Consider the following 21,703-nt stretch of genomic DNA (forward strand, 5'->3'; position numbering starts at 1 on the left):
TCGTCAGCGGAAGGGGGCCGGTCAGCGGCCGGAGGCGCCCGGCAGGTCGGCGGAGCCCGGTTCGGCCATCGCCACGAGCACCTTGCGGGGCCCGGTGTAGGGCTGGCGGCCGTGCGAGACCAGGACGTTGTCGATCAGCATCACGTCGCCGTCGCGCCACGGCTCGGCCACCGTCTCCGCCTCGAAGGCGGCGTGGATGCCGGCGATGACCTCGTCCTCGATCGGGGTGCCGTCGCCGTACAGCGCGTTGCGCGGCAGGTCGAGCGGGTCCAGCGAGTCGAGCAGGGTGCCGCGTACCTCGGCCGGGAGGCTGGAGGTGTGGAACAGGTGAGCCTGGTTGAACCAGCAGGTCTCGCCGGTCACCGGGTGCCGCACCACGCCCTGCGCCACCTGCGTGGTGCGCAGCCGCCCGTCGGGCAGCCAGGTGTACTCGATGCCGGACTCCGCGCAGAACCGCTCGACCTCCGCCGGGTCCTCGGTCTCGAAGGTCTGCTGCCAGGACAGGTCCAGGCCGGCGCCGTAGTTGCGCAGGTACATCACGCCCTGCTCGGCGAACCGGTCGCGGACCTCGGCGGGGATCCGCTCGTACACCCGGCGGCTGTCCGCGACCGGGGTCGCGCCACCGGTCTCGGCGGCCCGGTGGCTCAGGAACCACAGCCGCATCGGCCAGTTGCGGGCGTACGCCAGCTCGTTGTGCTGCGGGATCGTCTGGTCCGCCGGGTACTCGGTGGACGTGTACACCTGGCGCATCTCCCGGGAGCGCGGGGTGGACCCGTACACGTAGTTCATCGCCTCCGGCGAGACCGCGAGGACGAGGCGCTCCAGCTCCTCCGCCCCGGACACGCCGAAGCCCTGGAAGAGCACGGCGCCCCGGTCGTGCAGCAGGGCCCGCAGCTGGTCGCGGTTGTCGCCCAGCCAGGTGGCGAGGTCGACGTTGGCGTCCCGGGTGGACACCACGATCGGGCGGCCGGGCTCAGCGGGGGTGTCCACCGTCACCGCGGTGGCGGCGGCCACCGCCACCGACCGGCGGCGGATCTGCCCCGGTCCGGGACGGCGCGAGAGGTTGGTCGTCATGGCACTCCTATCCGGGCCGGTCAGCCCTGACGGACCGCTTCTTCGGGAATTTCCTCGTCGCCGGGCGCGGCGCCGACCGGCGCGGCGTCCGACAGGTCCCTGATCCGGCGGATCGGCGACAGCAGGGTGAGCAGGGCCGGCACGAGCAGCGCCACACCGGCGGTGGCGACCGTGACACGGTTGCCGAAGACCTCGCCGAGGAAGCCGCCCAGCAGCGCGCCCAGCGGCATCGTCGACCACACCACGAACCGCACCGCGGCGGTGGTCCGGCCCATCAGTTCCCGCGGGGTGATCGCCTGGCGGATGGTGGACACGTTCACGTTGAACAGCGGAACGGCGACGCTGACCAGGATCGATCCGAAGGCGACGGTCGCCACGGCGGCGTACGAGGCGCCGCTCGCGGTGGCCATCAGGATGCCGCCGACGGCGCTGAGGCCGGTGGCGAACGCGAGGCCGAGGCCCAGGCCGAGCACCTTGTTGATCCGCTCGACCAGGAGCACCGCCACCAACCCGGTGGCGCTGCCGGCGAACATCACGATGGCGATCTTGGAAGAGCCCAGGTTCAGGTCCCGGGCCATGTAGATGAAGATGATCGTCACCAGGGTCTGCAGCATCAGGTTCCAACTCGCCGCGATGGAGACGATCCAGCGCAGGAACGGGCTGCCGGCCAGGAAGCGGAAGCCGGCGCGCAGGTCCGAGCGCAGCGTCGTCGGCTCGGCGCTGGGCTCCGGCTCCGGATCCTTCGACCGGATCCCGTGCAGGAACAGCGCCGAGACGGCGAACGAGACAGCGTCGACGGCCACCGCGACCGGTGCCGACACCACCTTGAGCAGCCCCGCGGCGACACCCGGTCCGACCGTCTGGGCCACCGAGTGGCTGGCCTCCAGGCGCTGGTTGGCGGGCATCAGGCTGTCCCGGTCGACGATCGAGGTCAGCACGGTCTGCGACGCGATGTCGAAGAACACGGTGCCGACACCGACGACGAACGCGACGACCCAGAGCCACTCGACGGTGAGGACATCGAACGCCCAGGCCACCGGCACCGAGCCCATCACCACCGCGCGGACCCAGTCCGCCGTGATCAGCAGGCGCCGCTGCCGCCAGCGGTCCACCAGAACGCCGGCGACCAGGCCGAACAGCAGCATCGGCGCGGTCTCCAGGGCGTTCAGCACGCCGACCTGCCAGGTGTCGGCGTGCAGCGCCAGGATCGCGGCGAGCGGGAAGGCGATGAAGGTGACCTGGGTGCCGATGAACGAGATCGACTGGGCGATCCACAGCTTGCGATAGTCGGATCGCTCCGGAGCCCAGAACCATCGTTTCGGCGGTGACGACACCATTCCTCCATGCCTGTGTGGGATTGCGGTTGGCCGCGGACGTTGCCGGTGCGGGATCGCGGGAGCCCGCGGACGATGGCGACCATAGACAGCGGCGGTTATCCGCCGGTTACGCGCGCCGAGCGATGCGTATATCGAGCGATCACACGCCGTGGTCTGCCGACGGTCAGAACATTCCGGCGAGGGTGGTGAGCGCCGGGAGCACGCGCGGCTCGGTCATCACGGCCGGCGCCCAGCGCGGGACGGATCGCAGTGAGTAGACCCGGCGCAGCCAGCGGTCCCGCCCGTCGTACCGGGGCACGAACGAGGTCCGGCCGTGCGCCACCACGTAGTTGTCCAGGATCACCAGGTCGCCCGGCGTCATCGGGACGTCGACGGTGACCTCGGCCAGCGCGCCGCCGAGCCGGGCCAGCGCCTCGACGCCCGCCGGCAGGTCGGCCTCGGTGTTGTCGGAGTCGAACCGCATCCACGGCCGGTCCTCGGGCCCGAAGATCACCGGGTGCGGGCCGGACCGCACGGCGCCGGTCCGGCCCCGGGTGAACGAGGTCGGGTACCGGCTGTAGAAGATCGGGCTGCGCAGCAGCTCCAGGACGGCCGGGTCCAGGACGGTCACCGCGTCCTGGATGGACGCGACCCGGGTGGCGGCCTTGCCGAGGTGGTCGGCGCGCAGGCAGAGCAGCGCGAGGAAGTCCGGCCGCAGCGGGTGGTGGGCGTTCTCGGTGTGGAAGCCCAGGGCGGTGATCGAGCCGCTGTTCTCCAGCTTGTGCTCCTCGCCGGGCACCGGATGGACCTCGTGCACCAGCGCACCGGACTTCTCGTCCTGGTAACCGACCAGCGAGCCGAGCGCGTCCGCGACCAGCGCGAGCACCCCCGAGGTGACGTGCTCGCCGAGCACCATCGAGGAGTACGTGGTGGGCGTGTCCGGCACCGCACCCACCCCGACACCGCGGATCAGCAGCACCCCGCCCGAGTGCGGCGACGCGGCGAAGTCCTGCAGCGCCTGGGCGAAGTCGTCAGGCAGCTTGGCGACGTACCCGCGGATCTCGGGTCGCCGATCGGTCAGCAGCCGGGACACCTCGATGCCCAGATGGTTCAACTCGTCCGACTCGGCCGGTGACAGCCGATAGCTCTGCACCTCGGCAGACAGCATGATTCCCCCGTGTTCGACTGGCGTGGACTCGGCTCAGGACGGGACCGGCGTGGCGCCGCGCCGGGCGACGCTGCGCAGCGATCGGGCAGCCGACCGGGGCCGGTCACCGGCGATGCTGACGCGCTCGAGGATCCGCCGGTTCGGGTAGTAGTCGGAGACCGCGTAATGCTGCGTCGACCGGTTGTCCCACATCACCACCGCGTCCTCCGACCAGCGGAACCGGACCTGGTACTCCGGGTGGTGCGCCTGATCGCACAGCAGCTTGAGCAGCTCGTCGCTCTCCCGCTCGCTGACGTCGAGGATGCGAGTGGTGTACATCCGATTGACGTAGATGACCTTCTGACCGGTCTCCGGGTGCACCCGGACGACGGGGTGCTCGGCGCCCCGGAACATGCCCCGGCCGGCGACCTCGCGTGCCCCGGTCCGCTCGTCACCGAAGAGCGCCAGCAGGTCGTGGACGGCCCGCAGACCGGCGATCCGCTCCTTGACCTCCGGCGCGAGCCCGTCGTACGCCGCCGCCATGTCGGCCCACAGGGTGTCGCCGCCGGTGTCGGGCAGCCGCACCGCGCGCAGGATGGAGCCCAGCGACGGCGCCTCGTCGTAGGAGACGTCGCTGTGCCAGATGTTCTCCACCCCCGGGTCCTCCGGGCCGTGGTTGAGGTTGACCAGCTCCGGGAACTCGCCCTTGTCCGGCAGCGGGTAGACCACCGGGTTGCCCCAGTGCCGGGCCAGCTCGACGTGGCGTTGCGGGCTCAGCGCCTGGTCGCGGAAGAACAGCACCTTCCAGTCCAGGAAGGCCCGCTTGAGGTCGGCCAGCGCCGGACCCGCGAGCGGGACGGAGAGATCCAGTCCGGAGATGTCCGCGCCGATCGTCGGCGTGCACGGCCGCAGCTCGAAGTGGTCGCTCTGCCGGATGGCGTCCGGACGCGCCATCACCCTGGTGCCGCCCACCTCGCGGGCGGCGCGGCCGCCGGATTCCGTCATCATGGCGCCACTACCTTTCTGGCATCTGTCAGATTTCCGGGAAAGTCATTCACCAGCACCCGATACAGGCGCTGGGTATCTTCGTCGGGAAATGCTTCCGCGCTGTCCCTCAAACGTTCGGCACAAAGGTCGTACCAACGGCGCGCCTGCGCCGGTTGACCGAGTCGCGAATGCACCGAAATAAGCATTCGATAGGACGGCTCATGTAACGGGTCGATGGCCAGCATGCGCCGGCACAGATCAATGACGCTCACCTGGTCGCACTGGGCCAGCCGGCGCCGGGAGAGGAATTCGAGCGCGTACAGCTGACGGCTGCGCAACCATTCGCGATGGGTCGCGGCCCAGTCCTCGTGCACGTCCGGCAGGAAGTCACCCCGATAGAGGCGGCTCGCCCGGCCGTACAGGTCGTCGGCCGCCGCGAGGTCGCCGGAACGCTCGCGGGTGTGCGCCTGAGCGACCAACTCCTCGAACTCGTCGTGGTCGGTCCAGACCTCACGCGCCTCCAGCATGTACCCCGACTCGCAGGTGACCAGGCGCAACGACGAACCCGACACCGTGGAGAGGTGCTGCTCGTGTGCTCCGGCCAGCACCCGGCGGAGCATGTGGACGGCGACTTTCAGCGAGCTGGAACCCGCCGATCCGGCCGGCCACAGCGCGTCGACCAGGACGTCGCGCAGGACCACCCGGTTGCGGTGCAGCAGCAGCAACTGCAGGAGGTGCCGCGCTTTTCCCGCTTTCCAGGGACCCACCGAAAAACCGTTGAAGGTGACTTCGAAAGAACCGAGCGTACGAACCGAAATCCCTGAAATCGGGCGGGCGGCAATTGTTACGGACACTCAAACCACACCCTCTCGCCGAAAACGGAGGGGTTGCGACGTTCCCAATATTTCGTCTCCCCCGTGAGACGCCACATCGACGACAAGCGATTCGGACGAGGATCTTAGGGAGGATCAACGGGGCAGCATATGACGTAGATCACACTGGCGAATTTCGGCGGGAAGTCGAGCGCCGATCCACGGTGAACGAGCGTTTTTGTAGAACAAAAGAATGACAACGCACCGATCCTGGTGATCACTTTCGGGCGGCGGCCCGGGCGCCCGGGTGTCAGCCGGCCGAGCCGACACCCTCCACGGCGCCGGACAGCACGCCGGCGACGGCACGCACCACGGCGGCCCGCTCCGTGTTCACGAACATGTGCCCGCCGTCGAACATCAGCACCCGGGACCGGCCGCCGGTGAGCTCGGCCCACCGCGCCAGGTCGGCCTCGCCGACGCTGTCGGCCCGGCCGCCCAGCACGGTGATCGGGCAGTCCAGGGCCGGCCGCGGGGTGTACCGGTAGCCGTCGACCACCTGGAAGTCCGCCCGCAACGTGGGCAGCACCAGGTCCATCATCTCCGGCGACCGCAGGATCTCCTCGGGAGTGCCGCCGAGGTCGCGGAGCACCTGGATCAGACCGTCGCGGGACAACTCGTGCCGCCGCCGGCCGGAGCCGCCGGGCCGGGGCGCGCCGGCACCGGACACGACGAGATGCCGCGGACCGGCCAGGCCCCGCTCCCGCAGCGCACCGGCGATCTCGTAGCCGAGCAGCGCGCCCATGCTGTGCCCGAACAGCACGTACGGCAGGTCCGTCCGATCCCGCAGCGCCCGCACCACGGCCGGGACGATCTCCGCGGCGCTGGTGAGGGCGGGCTCCAGGATCCGCTCCTCGCGGCCGGGCAACTGCACCGCCCACGCCTCGACGTGCCCGGGGAGCAAGGGCGCCCAGGCCCGGTAACCGAGCGTCCCGCCACCGGCGTGGCTGAGGCAGAACAACCGGACGGTGGGCCGGGACCGCTCGACGATCGGGACGAGCCAGGGATTGCGCCGAGAATCGATCAATGTCACTCGGCCACCCTACGGTCACCGGCGGAAGGGCGGCAACGGCGATCATTTTCGGACAGGCTGCTCCGAGCCGGGCAGGTCATCCGCCACCTCGCCGACCGGTGCCGGGGCCGTCCGGCGCAGCGGGGACAGCACCACCGGCACGAACCCGAAGAGGTATCCGATCGCGCCGACCAGCATCGCCGGGCGCACCCCGAGGTACTGGCCGAGCACCCCGCCGACGAGGCTGCCCAGCGGCAGGGTGCCCCAGACCATGAAGCGCATCGTCGCGTTCATCCGGCCGAGCAGGTTCGGCGGGGTGAGGGCCTGGCGCAGGCTGACCTGGGCGATGTTGTAGACGGTGCCGCCGAAGTACGTCACCGCCCAGCCGATCATCGCCGCCCACAGCAGCCAGCCCTCGCGGGCGAACGGCAGCAGCAGGCCGAACGGGGCGGTCACCACTATCGACACCCAGATCATCCGGCGCTGGCCGAATCGGTCGGTGACCCGGCGCGCGCTGAGCGCTCCGGCCAGGGCGCCGAGGCCGATCAGCGACAGCAGCAAACCGATGACGCCCGCCGACAGGCCGAGGGTGCGCGCCAGCAGCAGCAGGATCATCGACTCCAGGATCGCGCTGAAGAAGTTGAGCCAGGCGGTCGACAACGCGATGGCCCGGAGCACCGGGTTGGCCAGCACGAACCGGAGTCCCTGCATGATCTCCTGGCCGATCCGGGTGCGCTCCGGGCGCGGTGCCGCCTGCTCGACGGACCGGATGCGGCCGACGAACAGCGCGGAACCCAGGAAGCTGAGCGCGTCGAGCAGCACCGCGATCGGCGCGCCGACCAGACGGACCAGCAGGCCGCCGACCGCCGGGCCGCCGATCATCGCGACGTTCTGCACCGCCTCCAGCTTGGCGTTGCCCTCCACCAGGTCCTCCTCCCGCACCAGGTGCGGGAGGTAGCTCTGATAGGCGACGTCGAAGAAGACGGTGAGCACGCCGCTGAGCAGGACGACGACGTACAGCTGCGGCATCGACAGCCAGTCCAGCGCCCAGGCCAGCGGGATCGAGCCCAGCAGGACGGCCCGGCCGAGGTCCGCGGCCACCAGGACCCGCCGGCGGCGCATCCGGTCCACCAGTGCGCCGGCCGGCAGGCCCACCACCAGGAAGGCCAGGTATTGGAACGTCATGAGCAGGGCGACCTGGAACGGCGGCGCGTGCAGCACCGCGACCGCCACCAGCGGCAGCGCCAGAATGGTGATCTGGCTGCCCAGATGGCTGATCGACTCGGCCACGATCAGTTGCCGGAAATCGTGGTGGCGTAGCAGCCCCCACCGCTTGGTCGACTCACTCATCCGGCGAGTATGGCAAACCGGACAGTCGCCGCACCGCACCGGATCATCGACCGGCGCCGATCAGGTGCCGGCGAGCACCGGATGACCGAGTGCCGCCGAGGCGATACCCGCGCCGACCGCCACCAGCGCGGCCTGCACGCGGCCCCGGACGCCGAGCTTCTCGAACACGTGCGACGAGTACGACTTCACGGTGGCCTCGGCCAGGTTGAGCCGGCTCGCGATCTCGAGATTGGACATGCCCTGCGCGATCAGGCAGAGCACCGCGAACTCCCGCTTGGTCAGGGCCGCGGCGATCTTCGCGGCGGCGTCGCCGGTGGCGGCCGGCAGCAGGATGAAGTTCTTGAACAGCTGGGTGGTGAACGGCGAGGACAGGAAGACGTTGCCCTGCCGGGCGGCGTTCAGGGCGGCGAACAAGACCTCCGGCGGGGCGGACTTGTCCACGATGCCGTCGGCCCGGGCAGCCAGCGCCGCCATCAGCTGATCGTTCGTCAGCCGTCGCCCGAGCAGGAGCGCGATCGGCGCCTCAGCGCGCAGCGTGTCACGCAAATGCATCACGACGTCGATCCCGCCATGCGGCATGAGGTCGATGTCACAGATCAGGACGTCGGGCCGCGACCGCTCGGCGAGCGCGACCGCCTGCTCGCTGTCCGCCGCCTCCGAGACCTGCGCGCCACCCGGCCAGGTCTCCAGGCAGTGCCGCAGGCCCGCCCTGGTGAATCCCTCCGGTTCCGCGATCAGGACCCGCAGCCCTTGCTTCTCCCCGTTGATCATTGCTCTCCTTCTCGAGCGGCACGGTCGCCCTCTTGGGGTTCCTCCGTGCCGGAAATGGGCCGCCTCATCGGCGCCTGGCCTGCCGAAACCGTCGGCAATCGCCGAATCCGCCGCTTTGCGGAATGGAACGCCTTGCCAATGCCATCGCCCGGGCCGGGATCTGCGTAATTGCCACGAGGGCAACTGCCGAAGAATCGTCAGATCCGGATATTAACTTTAGTTGTCCGGCCGATGAAGCGTCACGTGCGGGTCGGATGCCGCCGACCGGCATCGATCCTAAACGATCACCCGCGACCCCCGCAAGCAAGCGCTTCCCAGGTCCTCCGCCCGAGACGAGCGCACCGGATGCCCCGTAAATGCACTGGAAATGATCCGCCGATTCCATTCCAGCGGCTCGTCCCGACCGCCCGGTAAATGTTAATTGATCGCCGATCATTTCCAACGAACGGTGACCGTCGACCACATCTAAAGTTGTCCGAGAACAACACGTTGGGCGCGTTGGCGCAGCGAACCGGCGTCCGTAGTCTCGGTGCCGAAGATGCGCCGGAAATCAGATCCGATGAGCATCCGGCGGGGGAGGTAATCGACATGTCCGGCCACATCGCGGTCATCGGCATGGCCGGCCGGTTCCCCGGCGCCGGCACCGTCGACGAGTTCTGGCAGAACCTGCTCGACGGCCGGGACGCGATCACCCGCGTCGCGGTCCCCGCCGGGGTGGCCGCCCGGGGCCTGCTGGACCGGCCGGAGTGGTTCGACGCCGGCTACTTCGGCATCCCGCCCGCCGTCGCCCGGGTCATCAACCCCCAGCAGCGGCTGTTCCTGCAGTGCGCGGTGGAGGCCCTGGAGAACGCCGGTTACGACTCGTTCCGTTACCCGGGGACCATCGGCGTGTACGCGGGAAGCGGTGAGAACGCCTACGCCCAGGTGCTGCGCTCCCGGGCCGGCGATCTGCCGGCCCTGTCCGAATGGGAGATCCAGGTCGCCAACGGGCCCGACTCGCTCTGCAGCCGGGCCGCTCACAAGCTGGGGCTGCGCGGTCCGGCCGTCACCGTCCAGGCCGGCTGCGCCACCTCCCTGCTGGCCGTGCACCTGGCCATCCGGGGACTGCTCGGCGGGGACTGCGACATCGCGCTGGCCGGCGGCGTCAAGGTGCGCATCCCGGCCGGCGGCCCGGCCGTCGACGACGTGGGCATCCAGGCGCCGGACGGCTACTGCCGTGCCTTCGACGCGGCCGCCGCCGGCCCGGTGGGCGCCGACGCGCTCGGGCTCGTGGTGCTCAAGCGACTCGAGGACGCCGAGGCCGACGGCGACCGCATCGACGCCGTCATCCGCGGCTCCGCCATCAACAACGACGGCGCCAACCGCGTCGGCTTCACCGCGCCGAGCGCCGAGGGTCAGGCCGCGGTGATCCGCAAGGCACACCGCGCCGCCGGGATCACGCCGGAGTCCTGCACCTATGTCGAGGCGCACGGCACCGGCACCCCGCTCGGCGACCCGATCGAGATCGCCGCGCTCACCGCCGCGTTCGGGTCCGGCGGGCCGGCCGGTCACTGCGGCGTCGGATCGGTGAAGACCAACATCGGGCACGCGGACGCCGCGGCCGGTATCGCCGGACTGATCAAGACGGTGCTGGCCGTCAAACACGGCGTCCTCCCGGCGAGCCTGCACTTCGCCGTGCCCAACCCGCAGATCGACTTCGCTCGCAGCCCCTTCCGGGTCGTCACGGAGCGGCGCAAGTGGCAGCCGGAGGAGGGCCCGCGGCGAGCGGGGGTCAGCGCCTTCAGCGTCGGCGGCATCAACGCGCACGTCGTTCTGGAACAGCCACCCGAGGCACCGCTCGGCACGCCGCCGTCGCCGTACCCGCAAGTCCTGGTCCTCTCGGCGAAGACGCCGAGCGCGCTGACGGCGATGACCGGCCGGCTCGCCGAGCATCTGCGCGCCTCTCCCGGGACGCCGCTGGATCACCTGGCCTGGACGCTGCAGACCGGGCGCGGTGAGCACGGCCACCGCGCGATGGCCCTGGTGCACGATCACGCCGACGCGGTGTCCGTGCTGGCCGGCGAGCAACCGGACCGGCTGATCCGGGCGGCCGGGCCGACCCGGTCCCGCCCGCTGGTGTTCCGGCTGCCGGCGATCGAGGACCCCCTCGCCGAGTACGCCACCTGGGCGGCGCTCTACCGGACCCAGCCGGCCTTCCGGCGGGCCGTCGACGAGTGCGGGGCCCGGGCGGCCTTCCGCGACGGCCCCGACGCCTGCCCCGCTCCCCTGCTCGCCTTCGCCGGCCTGTACGCGATGGCCCAGCTGTGGCGGCGCTGGGGCGCGGAACCGGCCCGGGTGACCGGATCCGGCGTCGGCGCGCAGGTCGCCGACAAGCTGACCGGGATGCTCGGCACGGGCCCGGAGCACGCCGTGGCCGGGGACGAGGTCACCCTCGAGATCCGGACCGGCACCTGCCCGGCCGACGAGCGCGCCATGCTGGACGCGATCGGCCGGCTGTGGCTCGCCGGCGCGTCGATCACCTGGTCGGCGCTGCACGAGGGGCGGTCCCCGGTCCGGGTCGCCGCGCCGGCCTACCCCTTCGAGGGCGAGCGGCACATCGTGGCCGGCCCGGCCGCCGCTCCGGTGCCCGGCCCGGCGGCCGGGCCGGCCACCGCGACCACGATGCTGCCGCTGGTCACCGACCTGTTCGGGGAGATCCTCGGCCTGCCGGAGGTCGATCCGGACGACAGCTTCTTCGATCTCGGCGGCGACTCGCTGCTCGCCATGCGCTTCGTGACCCGGCTGCGCGACTTCCTCCCGGTGGAGTTCGCCCCCCGGACGCTGTTCCAGGCGCCGACCGCGGCGGCGATGGCGGCCGTCCTCGAGGAGCAGGCCCGATGACCCGGTGGACGGTACGACGACTCCGGCGCCCGGACGCCGCTGTCACGCTCTACTGCTTCCCGCACGCCGGCGGCTCACCGGGCGAGTACGTCCGCTGGTCCGACGATCTGCCCGAGTTCCAGGTCTGGGGCGTTCACCTGCCCGGGCGGACCACCCGGGCGGGCGAGCCGCCGTACACCGAGATGGCATCGCTGGTGCGGGACCTGGTCGCCGCGGTCCCGTTCGCCGAGCGGTCGGTCTTCCTCGGGCACAGCCTCGGCGCGCTGGTCGCCTTCGAGACGGCGCGGGAGCTGCGCCGGCGCGGCCGTCCCCAGCCGGAGGGACTGATCGTGTCGTCGTGCCCGGCGCCGCCCTACCCGGAGCGCGGGGAGTCCCTGTCCGCGCTGGCCGACGACGAGCTGCTCGGCCGCGCGACCGAGTTGTGGGGCCTGCCGGCGGCGGACCTGTCCGCCGATCCCGCGCTCCAGGCGCACGCGCTCGCCTGCCTGCGCAACGATCTCGCGCTGCTGGAGAACTACCGGTACCGCCCGGAGGAACCACTGGACGCCTGGCTCCACGTCCTGCGCGGCGATCGGGAACCCACCCGCGCGGACGCACCGACCTGGCGGGCACAGACGCGGGGGCCGATCGGCGAGACGCTGCTGCCCGGCGGTCACTTCTATTTCCGAGAGCAACGGCACGAGACCCTGCGCGCAGTGCGCGAGACCGTGCTGACGAGGGGAGGCCGGCAGTGCGCCGAATAGGTGTGGTGGGCGCGGGGACCATGGGCAGGGGCGTGACACAGCTCTTCGCCTCGCACGGGCACGAGGTCGTGCTCGTGGACCTCAGCGAACAGATCCTCGACGACGCCCGCGCGAGCATCGCGACGTTCGCCCGGCTGGCGGCACTGGTCCGTCCCGGCAGCACGCCGCCACCGGCCGGTGAGGTGCTGGGTCGGATCACCTTCACCACCGACCTCAAGTCGCTGAGCGACGCGGAGCTCGTCGTCGAGAACGTCACCGAACGGTGGACGGTCAAGCAGCCGCTCTACGCGGAGCTCGACGCGGTGTGCTCCCCGGACACCGTCTTCGGCGTCAACACGTCGGCCATCCCGATCACCCGGGTGGCGGCCGCGACCGAGCGGCCGGAGCAGGTGATCGGCACGCACTTCATGAACCCCGCCCATCTCAAGCCCACGGTCGAGGTGATCCGCGGCCTGCGCACCTCGCCGGAGACGGTGGAGCGGACCAAGGCCGTGCTGGACGACGCCGGCCGGCGGCACGTGCTGGTGGGTGACTCGCCCGGCTTCGTCACCAACCGGGTTCTGATGATCACCATCAACGAGGCGATCGCGCTGGTGCACGAGGGCGTCTCCACCCCGGCCGACGTCGACCGGCTCTTCAAGGAGTGCTTCGCGCACTCGATGGGCCCGCTGGAGACGGCGGACCTGATCGGGCTGGACACCGTGCTGCTCTCCCTCGAGGTGCTGTACGCCGACTTCGGCGAGCTCAAGTACGTGCCGAACCCGCTGCTGCGCCGGATGGTCGAGGCCGGGCGCTGCGGGCGCAAGACCAACCAGGGCTTCTATCCGTACGCGTCGGAGGGGGTACGTCAATGAGTGACGAGTTGCGAGGCCGCGTCCGGGAGTTCGTCGCCACCCAGGCGCCGGGCGCCGACGTGGACGACGACGATGACCTGTTCGCCAGTGGACTGGTGAACTCGCTGTTCGCGGTGCAGCTGGTGCTGTGGCTGGAGCAGACGTTCGACGTACGGGTGGAGAGTCACGAGCTCGTCATCACCACCTTCGCCACGGTCTCGTCGATCGCCGACTTCGTGGCGCGCAAGCAGGCCGGCCCGGCGGTGGCGCGTGGACTTTGAGCTCAGTCCCGAGCAGCGCCGGCTCCGTGCCGACATCGTCGCCTTCGCCCGGGCGGAACTCGGTCAGCAGGTCGCCGACGACGACCAGGCCGGGCGCTTCCCCTGGGCGGACTGGCGCCGGTGCGCGGAGTTCGGCGTCCTCGGCTGGCCGATCCCCCAGGAGTACGGCGGTTCCGGTTTCGATCCGCTGACCACCGTCGTGGCGCTGGAGGCGCTCGGCTACGGCTGCCGCGACAACGGCCTGGTGTTCGCGGTCAACAACCACCTCTGGGGTTGCGCGATCTACCTGATGCTGCACGGCACGCCGGAGCAGAAGGAGCAATACCTGCGCCCGCTCGCCGCCGGCTCCCTGATCGGCGCGCACGCGCTCTCCGAGGAGCAGGCTGGATCGGACGTCCTGGCGGTCGCCACCACCGCGAAACGCGACGGGGACGGCTACCGGCTGGACGGCAGCAAGTGCTTCGTCAGCAACGGTCCGGTCGCCGACGTCTTCGTCGTGATGGCCCGCACCGGGGAGCGGACGGCCGGGCAGAACCACCTGTCCGCGTTCATCGTCACCAGCGACATGCCCGGCGTCGCCGTCCGGCGCGAGCTGCCCAAGATGGGCCTGCGCACCGCGCCGATGGGCGAGGTGTCGTTCGACGGCACCCCGGTGCCCGCCGCCAACCTGCTGGGCGCCGAGGGGGCCGGCTACCGCGTGTTCGCCTCGACCATCGACTGGGAGCGCGCGTTCATGTTCGCCCCGCAGGTGGGCGCGATGGAACGCCTGCTGGAGGCCTCGATCCGGCACGCCCGGTCCCGGCACCAGTTCGGCCAGGCCATCGGCGGCTTCCAGGCGGTCTCCCACCAGGTGGCGGACATGAAGATCCGGCTGGAGCTGGCCCGGACGCTGCTCTACAAGGTCGGGTGGCTGAAGCGGGAGGGCCGGCTGGCGCTGCTGGAGACCACCATGGCGAAGGTCTTCGTGAGCGACAGCCTGGTGCAGACCGCCCAGGGCGCGATGACCATCCACGGCGCCCGCGGCTACCTCGCGGGCGACGGGTTCGAGCGGGAGCTGCGCGACGCGCTCGGTGGCCCGATCTACGGCGGCACGAACGCGGTGCAGCGTGGCGTGCTGGCCGAACTCCTCGGCGTGCCCGGCGCCCTGCACGGCAGCGGTTCGCGATGACCAGGATCATGCTGACCACGCCGATCCCCGAGGCGCTCGCCGACGAGGTCGCCAAGCGGGTCTACTTCGTCTCCGCGGCGATCACCGGCTTCACCCTGGTCCGGTCCGGCGGGCAGGTCACGGCGGTGGACGTGACCACGCGTACCGCTGACCCCGGCGACACCGCGGAACTGGGCCGCAAGCTCAACCGCGTGCTCGGCACCGACGTGGCGGAGCAGCGGCACCTGCCGCCGCGGGTGATCTGGCGGAGCGAGGGCACCGGCCCGGTCCGGGACGTGTTCGACACGTTGGTGGCCGACGGCGTCGCGTTCGAGACCGGCGAGGGCCAGATCGCCGTCGGTGAGCCGTTCCTGTCGCTGATGGACCGCCTCGACGCCCTGATCCTGGCGCTGGTGACGGCGGAGTTCGCGGCCCGGGACCTCCGCTACCCGACCCTGATCCGCTCGGACGTGCTGCGCCGCACCGGATACCTCAACTCCTTCCCGCAGCTGGTCATGTCGGTGTCCCGGCTGCACGACGACGCCGACGCCTACCGCGGGTTCCTCGACGCGCTGGGCACCGACGGCGACCTCTCCGAGGCGTGGCGTACGCACAGCGGCGGTATCGACTACTGCCTCCCGCCCACCATGTGCTTCCACACCTACCAGCAGTACGCGGAGCGGGCGTTGCCGTCGCCGTCGACCACGGTGACCGCCCGCGGCAAGTCGTTCCGCTTCGAGAGCCGGTACCGCCGCTCCCTGGAGCGGCTGTGGGACTTCACCATCCGCGAGGTGGTCTTCCTCGGCTCGCGCGACTTCGTCCTGGACGCCCGCGCCCGGCTGATGGATCGCGCGTACGCCCTGCTCGACTCGCTCGGCCTGGGTGGCCGGTGCGAGGTGGCCAACGATCCGTTCTTCCTCAACGGTGCCGCCCCCAACTGGTCGCAACGCCTGATCGAGGCCAAGTACGAGCTGCGACTGCCGCTGGACGACTCCCGGGATGTCGCGGTCGGCTCGTTCAACCTGCACGACCAGCATTTCGCGACCGCGTTCGGCATCCGCACGGACGCCGGCGAGCCCGCGTTCACCAGCTGCGCGGGCTTCGGGCTGGAACGGCTCACCTACGCGTTCCTCTGCCGGCACGGGGTGGACCCGGCGGGCTGGCCGGCGGTGGTGCGACAGTGACCGGCGCCCGCCTGCTGACCCTCACCGCGCCGACCGCCGAGGCGCTGGAACGCGACACCGATGAGCTGGCCGAGTGGGTGGCGGCCCTGGACGCGACGGCGTTCGCCGGGTTGCCCGTGGTGCCGGACACCGGTACCACCGACCAGCCCGCACGCCGCGCGGTCGCCGCCAGCACCCCCCGGGACGCCGCACGCTGGCTGCGCAAACGCGATCCCCGGCGGGTCTTCACCGCCGGGCCCGGCCGGCCGGCGAACACCGCGTTCCTGTTCTCCGGCGTCGGCGACCAGTACCCGGGCCTCGGCGGGCGGCTGCACCGCGGCCTGCCGGTCATGCGCCGGGAGCTGGACCGCTGCCTCGACCTGCTCGCCGCCGAGGAGGACCTGGACCTGCGGCCGCTGCTGGCACCCGCCGAGTCCCCCGGCACCGGCCCGGACCTGGCCGCCCTCTTCGACCGGCGGGCGACGACCCAGCCGATCCACGAGACGGCGGCGGCCCAGCCGCTGCTGTTCGCTCTGCAGTACGCCCTGGCCCGGGCCCTGATCGAACGGGGTGCCCGGCCCACCGTCCTGGCCGGCTACAGCCTCGGCGAGTACGTCGCCGGCTGCCTCGCGGGCGTGCTGCCGGTCGAGGACGCGCTGCGCGTCGTCGCCCGCCGCGCCCGCCTGATCGACCGGCTGCCGCGCGGCGCGATGCTCGTCGTCAACACCGGACCCGAGTCGCTGCGCCCGTGGCTGCCCGACGGGGTGTCGTTCGCCGCGATCAACGGACCGGAGCAGTGTGTGCTCTCCGGAATCGCCGAGGCGATCGAGGGCCTGGCTGTCGAGTGCACCGCGCGGGGCTGGGCCTGCCGGCGGACGGCGACCTCGCACGCGTTCCACTCGGCGATGATGGCGCCGCTGGTCCAGCCGTTGCACGAGCTCCTGGAGACGGTCCCGTTACGCGCACCCCGCCTGCCGATCCTGTCCACCGTGACCGGGACGTGGCTGCGGGACGCCGAGGCAGCCGATCCCGGGTACTGGGCCCGGCACCTGTGCGAGACGGTCCGCTTCACCGACGTGGTGGCCGGCCTCTGGCGGCTGCCCGATCCGCTGCTGGTCGAGCTCGGCCCGGGGCAGACTCTGGCCCGGCTCGCGCAGCAGCACCCGGGTCGCCCGGCGACGGCGCGGACCCCTGTCGTGCAGACCCTTCCCGGCCAGTTCGAGACCCGCACCGAGGACGAGGTGCTGCTCGCCGCCGCCGGGCAGCTCTGGGCGTCGGGGCTGGAGATCGACCTGGCCGGACTGGCGCCGAACCTCACGGAGGGTGGACATGCGACACCGTGTGACGCGTAGGCCGCGCGACGGGCACCTGCCGCTGTCGTGCTCGCAGGAACGCCTGTGGTTCATCCTGCGGCTGCATCCGGACATCCGCGCCTACCAGTTCCAGGCGACGATCGCGCTGACCGGGAAGCTCGACACCGGCGCCCTGCGGGAGGCGCTCACCGAGGTCGTCCGCCGGCACGAGATCTTCCGCACCACGTTCGCCGACAGCCGCGACGGTCCCCGGCAGATCGTGCACCCGCCGTTCCCGGTGGACCTGCCCCTCGACGACGTCAGCGAGCAGCCGGACTCGGAGCGGGCGGCCCGCCGGGCGCTGGACGAGGCGGTGGACGTCGACATCCCGGTGGACCGGTTGCCGCTGATCCGCTGGCGCCTGGTGCGCCTGGCCGACGACCGGCACGTGCTGCTGCACCTGGAACACCACCTGATCCACGACGGCTGGGGGTTCAACGTCTTCCTGGCGGAGCTGAGCGAGCTGTACCGGGCGTACGCGAGCGGGCAACCGTCCCCGCTGAGCGAACCCGAGCTGCAGTTCGCCGACTTCGCGGCCTGGCAGCAGGACTGGGTCCGCGGCCCGTCCGCCCAGCGGCAGCTCGACTACTGGCGCCGCCGGCTCGACGGCGTCCCGCACCTGGTCGACCTGCCCACCGACCACCCCCGGACGCCGGCCCGCCGGTTCGCCGGTGCCGCACCCCGGTTCGTGGTCCGGGCGGAGCTGGCCGACCGGTTGCGCGAGCTGGCCCGGCGCGAGCGGGTCTCGCTGTTCGTGGTGATGCTCGCCGCCTACGCCGTGCTCCTGCGGGACTGGTCGGGCAAGGAGGACTTCTGTGTCGCCTCCGGGGTCGCCGCACGCCACGCGCCGGAGACCGAACGGATGCTCGGCATGATCGTCAACACCGTCGCGCTGCGGACCGACCTGCGGGCCGATCCCGCGTTCCCCGAGCTGCTGCGTCGCGTCCGGGACACCACGTTCGGCGCGCTGGAGCATCAGGACGTGCCGTTCGACCAGGTAGTGGCGGCGCTACGGCCCCGGCGGCAACCGGGCCGCCAGCTGCTCAGCGACGTCGCGTTCTCGTTCCACGACTCGCCGCTGCGCACCGTGGAGATGCCGGACCTGCGGGCCGAGGTGACCGTCGGTATGTCCAACCACACCGCCAAGTTCGACCTGAGCGTCATCGCGATCCCCGAGGCGGAACAGGCGGCCGGGCAGCCCGGCCGCGCGGTGCCCGGCGAGGTGGAGCTCATCTGGGAGTACGACACCGACCTGTTCGACGCCGCGACCATCGCCCGGATGGCGGACCGCTACGACAGGTTGCTCACCGCCGTGGTCGCCGATCCGCAGGCCCGGCTGTCCACGCTGATCGAGAGAGCGAGCTGAGATGACCGACAGATCCGAGCTGATCGTCACGGTCCGGGACGCGTGGGCCGAGGCGCTGGCCGTCCACCGGAACGCCGTGCCGCTGGACCAGGGCTTCTTCGACGCCGGCGGCAACTCGCTGCTGCTGGTGGTGCTCGCCGAGGACCTGGCCGAGCGGACCGGGGCCGACCTCCGGGTCACCGACCTTTTCCAGCACGCGACGGTGCTCGCCCAGGCACAGCTCCTCGCGGAGCGGGCGGCCGGCAGCACGACGGGAGGAACGCGATGAGCATCCTGCACGGCCCGGTCACCTCGTTCCCGGACGACGCCACGATCACCGCGGCCTTCGCGGAGCAGGTGCGCGATCGCCCGGACGCCCTCGCCGTCGTCGACGGCGGCCACTCGCTGACCTATCGGGAGCTGGACGAGCGGGCGGACCGGCTGGCCACCCTGCTGCGCCGGCGTGGTGCCGGCGCCGAGTCGCGGGTCGGCATCGTCCTGGAGCGCGGGCACGAGATGATCACGGCGATCCTGGCGACGCTGAAGGCGGGCGCCGCCTATGTCCCGATCAGCGTGGCGTACCCGGCCGACCGGCAGCGCACCATCGCGGCCGAGGCCGAGGTGTCCGTGCTGGTGACCCCGGAACTGATCGAGCAGGCGGCCGACCCGGCCCTGACCGTCGAGCGGCTCGCCCCGCCGGCCGGCTCGCGGGCGCTGGCGTACGTGCTGTTCACCTCCGGCTCCACCGGACGGCCCAAGGGCGTGATGGTCGAGCACCGGTCGGTGCTGCGCCTGGTCCGCGACCCGGACTACATCAGCCTCGGGCCGGACGAGCGGATCGCCCAGGTGGCGAACCCGTCGTTCGACGCGTTCACCTTCGAGATCTGGGGCGCGCTGCTGAACGGCGGCACGCTGTGCGTCATCCCGACCGCCGCGGTGCTGAGCCCGGGCGCGTTCAAACGGGCGCTGGCCCGGCACCGGGTCACAACGACGGTGCTGGCCACCGCCCTGTTCGCGGAGATCATGGCGGATCAGCCGGACACCTTCGCCGGTCTGCGCAACGTGCTGGTCGGCGGCGACGTGTTGAACGTGGCACACGCCCGGCGGCTGGTCGAGGACCCGCGGCACCGCCCGGGCCGCCTGCTCAACGTCTACGGCCCGACCGAGACCACCGCGTGGGCGACGTACGCCGTGGTCGAGACGGTTCCCGCCGGCGCCACGTCGATCCCGATCGGCGGTCCGATCGCCAACACCTCGTGCTACGTGCTGGACGCGGACCGCAAGCCGGTGCAGCCGGGCGAGACCGGCGAGCTCTTCGTCGGCGGGACCGGGGTGGCGCGCGGTTACGCCGGCCAGCCGGAGCAGACCCGGGAACGGTTCCTGCCCGACCCGTTCGGCACCCGGGACGACGCCCTGATGTACCGGACCGGTGACCTGGTCCGTACCGGCCCGGACGGCCTGCTGCAGTTCCTGGGCCGGATCGACGACCAGGTCAAGATCCGGGGGTACCGGGTCGAGCCCGGCGAGGTGGAGGCGGCGCTGAGCGCGCACTCGCAGGTCCGGCAGGTCGCCGTCGTCGCCGAGCGGGCCGAGGGCGACCGGCGGCTGGTCGCCCACGTCGTCCCGGCGTCGCCCGAGCTGACCGCCACCGAGCTCCGCCAGTTCCTCGCCGGGCGGCTGCCCGAGTGGATGGTCCCGGCCCTGTTCGTCTTCTCCGAGCGGCTCGCCCTGTCGGCGCACGGGAAGATCGACAAGTCGCGGCTGCCGGAGACCCCGGCGGACCTGGCCGAGGAGACGGCGGTGCCGCCGCGCACCGAGCTCGAGGAGTCGCTCGCGGCGATCACCGCGGAGATGCTCGGGCTGACCTCGGTGGGCGTGACCGACGACTTCTTCGCGCTCGGTGGTCACTCGTTGCTGGCGATGCGGCTGCTGTCCCGGGTCAACGACCAGTTCGACACGTACGTCGCGCTCGGCACGTTCCTGTACGAGCCGACGGTCGAGCGGCTGGCGGCCGAGGTGTCCGGTGGTCGATGACCATCCGGTCTCCTATCCCCAGCAGGGCCTGTGGATCCTCGATCGGCTGGACCCGGGGCAGCCGACCTACGCCGTCCCGATCGTCCACCGCATCGACGGCGAGCTGGACACCGATGCCCTGGCACTGTCGATCGGCGAGGTGATCGGGCGGCACGAGGTGCTGCGGACGGTCTATCGCCGGCGGGGTCGCGCGGTCCGGCAGGTGGTCCTGCCGGCGGAGCCGGTGCGGCTGCCGATCGTCGACCTCACGGCGCACCGGGATCCGGAGGCCGAGGCGGCGCGGCTGGCGGACGCCGAGGCCCGGGTGCCGTTCGACCTGAGCACCGGCCCGGTCGTGCGTCAGCTGTTGCTGCGCACCGGGCCGGGCCGGCACTGGCTGTGCCTCACCCTGCACCACATCGCGTGTGACGGCTGGTCCCTGCAGATCCTCGGCGACGAGTTGTCCGCCGCGTACCGGTCGCTGGTCACCGGTACGGCGCCGCGGCTGCGTGCCCTGCCCGAGCAGTACGCGGACTTCGCCGAGTGGCAGGCCGAGCAGCAGGACAGCCCCGCCGTGCGCGCCGCGCTCGGGTACTGGCGGCGGCGTCTCGGCGACCTCCCGGCGCTGTCGACGATCCCGGCCGACCGGCCGTCCGGCCCGCTCAGCGGCGACGGCGCGAACGTGCCGTTCACCGTCGCGAAGCCGGTGTCCGACCGGGTGGACCACCTGGCCGGCGAGTGCCGGGCGACCCCGTTCGCGGTGCTGCTCGCGGCGTTCGCGGCGCTGATCCACGCCCGCAACGGCGGCCGGGACGCGGTGATCGGCATGCCGGTGACCGCCCGCGAACGGGAGAGCCACCAGCACCTGATCGGCATGTTCGTCAATTCCGTCGTGATCCGGCTGGCGGCCGCTGACGCCACCTGCTTCCGGGACCTGGTGTGCCGGGCGCGCGACGAGAGCCGGGCCGCGATCGCCCACCGGAACGCGCCGTTCGACAGCGTGGTCGCCGAGCTGAGCCCGCCCCGGACCGCCGGGATCCACCCGGTGTTCCAGCTCATGATCACCTATCAGGGCAGCGCGCCCGGCGGTCTCACGCTGCCCGGCTGCGCGGTGACCTCGGGGTTCGGCGACACCGCGACGACCAAGGTGGACATGTCGCTCTCCCTCACCCGGACCGGCACCGGTTACTCCGGGCGGCTCGAATACAGCACCGATCTCTTCGAGGCGTCCACCGCTCGCCACCTGGTGGACCAGTTCCAGGAGATTCTCGCCACCGGTACCGCGGACCCGCTGGGCAGCCTCGTCGCCTGATGCGCAACCGCGAGCCCGGCCCGGCTCCGGGCCGGTGTCCAGGCCTGTCGCCGTCCTGCCGGCGGCCCACCCCGGGTGGCTCCCGCACGGCAGGGCGTGCTTCGAGAC

Annotated in this window: 19 protein-coding genes; 11 read left to right on the top strand and 8 right to left on the bottom strand. The window is 71.8% G+C overall.

Annotation, left to right across the window (positions count from 1 at the left end):
• Window positions 1–21: 21 nt before the first annotated feature.
• The 8 genes from Actob_RS32115 to Actob_RS32150 all read right to left on the bottom strand — a co-directional run bounded on the left by Actob_RS32115 (window position 22) and on the right by Actob_RS32150 (window position 8,526).
• On the bottom strand, window positions 22–1,074 hold the full coding sequence (locus tag Actob_RS32115; RefSeq protein WP_284915603.1) for a TauD/TfdA family dioxygenase: 1,053 nt from the start codon (window positions 1,072–1,074) through the stop codon (window positions 22–24).
• Between the two features lie 20 nt (window positions 1,075–1,094).
• Entirely contained in the window at window positions 1,095–2,408 is a 1,314-nt protein-coding gene (locus tag Actob_RS32120) for an MFS transporter (protein ID WP_284915604.1), read from the bottom strand.
• 166 nt (window positions 2,409–2,574) lie between these two features.
• Complete coding sequence (locus tag Actob_RS32125; RefSeq protein ID WP_284915605.1) at window positions 2,575–3,558, bottom strand: TauD/TfdA family dioxygenase; 984 nt, start codon at window positions 3,556–3,558, stop codon at window positions 2,575–2,577.
• A 33-nt stretch (window positions 3,559–3,591) separates the two neighbouring features.
• Window positions 3,592–4,545: a TauD/TfdA dioxygenase family protein gene (locus Actob_RS32130; protein WP_284915606.1), complete on the bottom strand. Its 954-nt coding sequence runs from the start codon at window positions 4,543–4,545 to the stop codon at window positions 3,592–3,594.
• Window positions 4,542–5,378, bottom strand: a complete 837-nt coding sequence (locus Actob_RS32135) for an AfsR/SARP family transcriptional regulator (RefSeq protein WP_284915607.1) — start codon at window positions 5,376–5,378, stop codon at window positions 4,542–4,544. The genes Actob_RS32130 and Actob_RS32135 overlap by 4 nt, the downstream gene beginning before the upstream one ends.
• A gap of 268 nt (window positions 5,379–5,646) precedes the next feature.
• Window positions 5,647–6,426, bottom strand: coding sequence for a thioesterase II family protein (locus Actob_RS32140; protein ID WP_284915608.1), 780 nt, complete (start codon window positions 6,424–6,426; stop codon window positions 5,647–5,649).
• 42 nt (window positions 6,427–6,468) lie between these two features.
• Complete coding sequence (locus Actob_RS32145; protein WP_284915609.1) at window positions 6,469–7,755, bottom strand: MFS transporter; 1,287 nt, start codon at window positions 7,753–7,755, stop codon at window positions 6,469–6,471.
• Between the two features lie 60 nt (window positions 7,756–7,815).
• On the bottom strand, window positions 7,816–8,526 hold the full coding sequence (locus Actob_RS32150; protein WP_284915610.1) for a LuxR C-terminal-related transcriptional regulator: 711 nt from the start codon (window positions 8,524–8,526) through the stop codon (window positions 7,816–7,818).
• 588 nt (window positions 8,527–9,114) lie between these two features.
• Between Actob_RS32150 and Actob_RS32155 the strand changes: the two genes are divergently transcribed.
• The 11 genes from Actob_RS32155 to Actob_RS32205 are packed head-to-tail and all read left to right on the top strand — an operon-like array spanning window position 9,115 to window position 21,595.
• Window positions 9,115–11,406, top strand: coding sequence for a beta-ketoacyl synthase N-terminal-like domain-containing protein (locus Actob_RS32155; RefSeq protein ID WP_284915611.1), 2,292 nt, complete (start codon window positions 9,115–9,117; stop codon window positions 11,404–11,406).
• Window positions 11,403–12,149, top strand: coding sequence for a thioesterase II family protein (locus tag Actob_RS32160; protein WP_284915612.1), 747 nt, complete (start codon window positions 11,403–11,405; stop codon window positions 12,147–12,149). The genes Actob_RS32155 and Actob_RS32160 overlap by 4 nt, the downstream gene beginning before the upstream one ends.
• A 32-nt stretch (window positions 12,150–12,181) precedes the next feature.
• Window positions 12,182–13,003 (top strand): 3-hydroxyacyl-CoA dehydrogenase family protein, encoded by an 822-nt coding sequence (locus Actob_RS32165; protein WP_284915613.1) that lies wholly within the window; start codon window positions 12,182–12,184, stop codon window positions 13,001–13,003.
• Window positions 13,000–13,263, top strand: a complete 264-nt coding sequence (locus Actob_RS32170; RefSeq protein WP_284915614.1) for a phosphopantetheine-binding protein — start codon at window positions 13,000–13,002, stop codon at window positions 13,261–13,263. Before Actob_RS32165 ends, Actob_RS32170 begins: the two co-directional genes overlap by 4 nt.
• A complete protein-coding gene (locus tag Actob_RS32175; RefSeq protein WP_284915615.1) occupies window positions 13,253–14,431 on the top strand; it encodes an acyl-CoA dehydrogenase family protein in 1,179 nt (392 codons plus the stop codon). The genes Actob_RS32170 and Actob_RS32175 overlap by 11 nt, the downstream gene beginning before the upstream one ends.
• Window positions 14,428–15,594: a class-II aminoacyl-tRNA synthetase family protein gene (locus Actob_RS32180; protein ID WP_284915616.1), complete on the top strand. Its 1,167-nt coding sequence runs from the start codon at window positions 14,428–14,430 to the stop codon at window positions 15,592–15,594. Before Actob_RS32175 ends, Actob_RS32180 begins: the two co-directional genes overlap by 4 nt.
• Complete coding sequence (locus tag Actob_RS32185; RefSeq protein ID WP_284915617.1) at window positions 15,591–16,925, top strand: acyltransferase domain-containing protein; 1,335 nt, start codon at window positions 15,591–15,593, stop codon at window positions 16,923–16,925. Before Actob_RS32180 ends, Actob_RS32185 begins: the two co-directional genes overlap by 4 nt.
• The gene (locus Actob_RS32190; RefSeq protein ID WP_284915618.1) at window positions 16,903–18,291 is read left to right on the top strand and encodes a condensation domain-containing protein; all 1,389 of its coding nucleotides are present in this window, start codon (window positions 16,903–16,905) and stop codon (window positions 18,289–18,291) included. Before Actob_RS32185 ends, Actob_RS32190 begins: the two co-directional genes overlap by 23 nt.
• Before the next feature lies 1 nt (window position 18,292).
• Window positions 18,293–18,559: an acyl carrier protein gene (locus tag Actob_RS32195; protein WP_284915619.1), complete on the top strand. Its 267-nt coding sequence runs from the start codon at window positions 18,293–18,295 to the stop codon at window positions 18,557–18,559.
• Window positions 18,556–20,304: a non-ribosomal peptide synthetase gene (locus Actob_RS32200; protein WP_284915620.1), complete on the top strand. Its 1,749-nt coding sequence runs from the start codon at window positions 18,556–18,558 to the stop codon at window positions 20,302–20,304. Before Actob_RS32195 ends, Actob_RS32200 begins: the two co-directional genes overlap by 4 nt.
• Entirely contained in the window at window positions 20,294–21,595 is a 1,302-nt protein-coding gene (locus Actob_RS32205) for a condensation domain-containing protein (RefSeq protein WP_284915621.1), read from the top strand. Before Actob_RS32200 ends, Actob_RS32205 begins: the two co-directional genes overlap by 11 nt.
• Window positions 21,596–21,703 lie beyond the last annotated feature (108 nt).

The organism is Actinoplanes oblitus (genome assembly GCF_030252345.1).
Classification (GTDB): Bacteria; Actinomycetota; Actinomycetes; order Mycobacteriales; family Micromonosporaceae; genus Actinoplanes; species Actinoplanes oblitus.

Coding starts and splice junctions, on each gene's coding strand:
- Actob_RS32115 (WP_284915603.1), bottom strand. CDS start 1,074: ATGACGACCAACCTCTCGCGCCGTCCCGGACCGGGGCAGATCCGCCGC.
- Actob_RS32125 (WP_284915605.1), bottom strand. CDS start 3,558: ATGCTGTCTGCCGAGGTGCAGAGCTATCGGCTGTCACCGGCCGAGTCG.
- Actob_RS32130 (WP_284915606.1), bottom strand. CDS start 4,545: ATGATGACGGAATCCGGCGGCCGCGCCGCCCGCGAGGTGGGCGGCACC.
- Actob_RS32145 (WP_284915609.1), bottom strand. CDS start 7,755: ATGAGTGAGTCGACCAAGCGGTGGGGGCTGCTACGCCACCACGATTTC.
- Actob_RS32150 (WP_284915610.1), bottom strand. CDS start 8,526: ATGATCAACGGGGAGAAGCAAGGGCTGCGGGTCCTGATCGCGGAACCG.
- Actob_RS32155 (WP_284915611.1), top strand. CDS start 9,115: ATGTCCGGCCACATCGCGGTCATCGGCATGGCCGGCCGGTTCCCCGGC.
- Actob_RS32160 (WP_284915612.1), top strand. CDS start 11,403: ATGACCCGGTGGACGGTACGACGACTCCGGCGCCCGGACGCCGCTGTC.
- Actob_RS32170 (WP_284915614.1), top strand. CDS start 13,000: ATGAGTGACGAGTTGCGAGGCCGCGTCCGGGAGTTCGTCGCCACCCAG.
- Actob_RS32180 (WP_284915616.1), top strand. CDS start 14,428: ATGACCAGGATCATGCTGACCACGCCGATCCCCGAGGCGCTCGCCGAC.
- Actob_RS32190 (WP_284915618.1), top strand. CDS start 16,903: ATGCGACACCGTGTGACGCGTAGGCCGCGCGACGGGCACCTGCCGCTG.
- Actob_RS32195 (WP_284915619.1), top strand. CDS start 18,293: ATGACCGACAGATCCGAGCTGATCGTCACGGTCCGGGACGCGTGGGCC.
- Actob_RS32200 (WP_284915620.1), top strand. CDS start 18,556: ATGAGCATCCTGCACGGCCCGGTCACCTCGTTCCCGGACGACGCCACG.